This window comes from Pseudomonas sp. BS-2016, assembly GCF_001806145.1.
GTDB classification, from domain to species: domain Bacteria; phylum Pseudomonadota; class Gammaproteobacteria; order Pseudomonadales; family Pseudomonadaceae; genus Aquipseudomonas; species Aquipseudomonas lundensis.
Genome location: NZ_MLCT01000153.1, coordinates 1 through 1,687 on the forward strand (window position 1 = coordinate 1; position 1,687 = coordinate 1,687).

The 1,687-nt window shown below is 53.9% G+C and carries 2 protein-coding genes and 1 pseudogene; 2 read left to right on the forward strand and 1 reads right to left on the reverse strand.

All coding sequences use genetic code 11. From position 1 onward, the window contains the following. Positions 1–579: Fic family protein (locus BKD70_RS23215; protein ID WP_139145822.1), on the forward strand; the 579-nt coding region annotated here is incomplete at its 5' end. 64 nt (positions 580–643) lie between these two features. Here the strand turns inward: BKD70_RS23215 and BKD70_RS23220 are convergent. Further along, complete coding sequence (locus BKD70_RS23220) at positions 644–871, reverse strand: hypothetical protein (RefSeq protein WP_070415483.1); 228 nt, start codon at positions 869–871, stop codon at positions 644–646. 505 nt (positions 872–1,376) lie between these two features. On the opposite strand from BKD70_RS23220, the pseudogene BKD70_RS23225 reads away from it, so the two are divergent. Then, positions 1,377–1,687: pseudogene (locus BKD70_RS23225) on the forward strand (hydrolase); the annotation flags it as partial.

Below are 1,687 nucleotides of genomic sequence, written 5' to 3' on the forward strand. Positions count from 1 at the left end.
GACCTCGACCCGCTGGTTCGCATGGCTGTCGGACACTATCAGTTCGAGGCTATTCATCCATTCACAGACGGCAACGGTCGTACCGGGCGCGTGCTAAACACCCTGTATCTGATCCAGGAAGGTCTGTTGAATCTACCGATTCTTTACCTTAGTCATTTCATCATTGCGCATAGAGCCGATTACTATCGACTACTGCTTGATGTCACACGCGAACAGGCCTGGGAGCCCTGGCTGCTGTACATGCTTACTGCCGTGGAAGAAACCGCTCGCTGGACCAGTGCAAAAATTGCCGCCATTCGCAGCCTGTCCGAGCACACCAGCCAATTTGTTCGCGAACGTTTGCCGAAAACCTACTCACGCGAATTGGTGGACGTGATTTTTGAGCAGCCCTATTGCCGTATTAGCAACGTCGTCGACAAGCAGATCGCTCAGCGCCAGGCTGCTTCTCGCTACCTCAAAGAGCTGGTCTCCATTGATGTTCTGCAAGAGGTTCAGGTCGGAAAGGAAAAACTGTTCATTCATCCAAAGCTGATGCAGTTGCTGATTCGCGACATCAACGAATTCAAGCCCTATTTCTGAGCCGAAATTAAGGAAATCGTGAATAAGTCGCCTGGACGATCAAAACCGAACAGGCGACGTCATATCACCTAGGCTGCAAACACTCCACAGCCCTATCCGCCACCATCTCCACCAAATGCATCACCGCCCTCTGTGGCGCAGCCACTGACTCGCCGATCACCTGCGACGTAGCCAGCGCACAATGCAGCAGCTCAGCCACCTGCACCCAGGCATCCTCGAAGCTCAGTTCTTCATTGACCGTAAATGGGTTGGTTGCGCCTGACGACGGCGAATCCGAAACAACGTTATCCATAGCAAAACTCCAATCGATAATTTGAAGCTGCCAATTACGCGACTAAACGAAAGGTGGCAGCTGTACGCAGGTTAGTCGACCGGTCGATTGGAACCCGGCGCACCCGAAGGTGCCCTGCGCACAGCCACCATAAGATGCAGGCGATGAGGTGCCTGACTCATGAGTTGCATATGCGCCAATCGAATCCGGGCGACTAAACCCGATCACTGAATTAGCAGTGACGGTCAGCAGCCTAGTCACCCAATTCCACTGGCGCAAGCGGTTGGGATTCTCTCGGAAACGTCCTGCAAATGAAAGGGATCGGACCTGCTGGCTACTCAAAATCAGGCAATTCACTCCTGTGCTGCACAGCAACCCGGAGGCCTGAAATCGGGCGCCAACCATTGTCCACTTTAAGTTGACAGTAAGACGCCTTCCACCCGATTTATCCTTCGTCACCTACCCATTAATCTGTGCCCATGTTGAACGCAACGCCCAACCAACCTAAACAAAAAAGGATTCAACCATGAGCACTGCAACCTACAACCGCTTGAACAAAGACGACGCCATTGTTCTGCTGGTCGATCACCAGACCGGCCTGATCTCCCTGGTGCAGGACTTCTCCCCCAACGAGTTCAAGAACAACGTGCTGGCCCTGGCTGACCTGGCCAAGTACTTCAAGTTGCCGACCATCCTCACCACCAGTTTCGAAACCGGCCCCAATGGCCCGCTGGTGCCCGAGCTCAAGGCACTGTTCCCGGATGCGCCGTACATTGCGCGCCCAGGCCAGATCAATGCCTGGGACAACGAAGACTTCGTCAAGGCCATCAAGGCCAC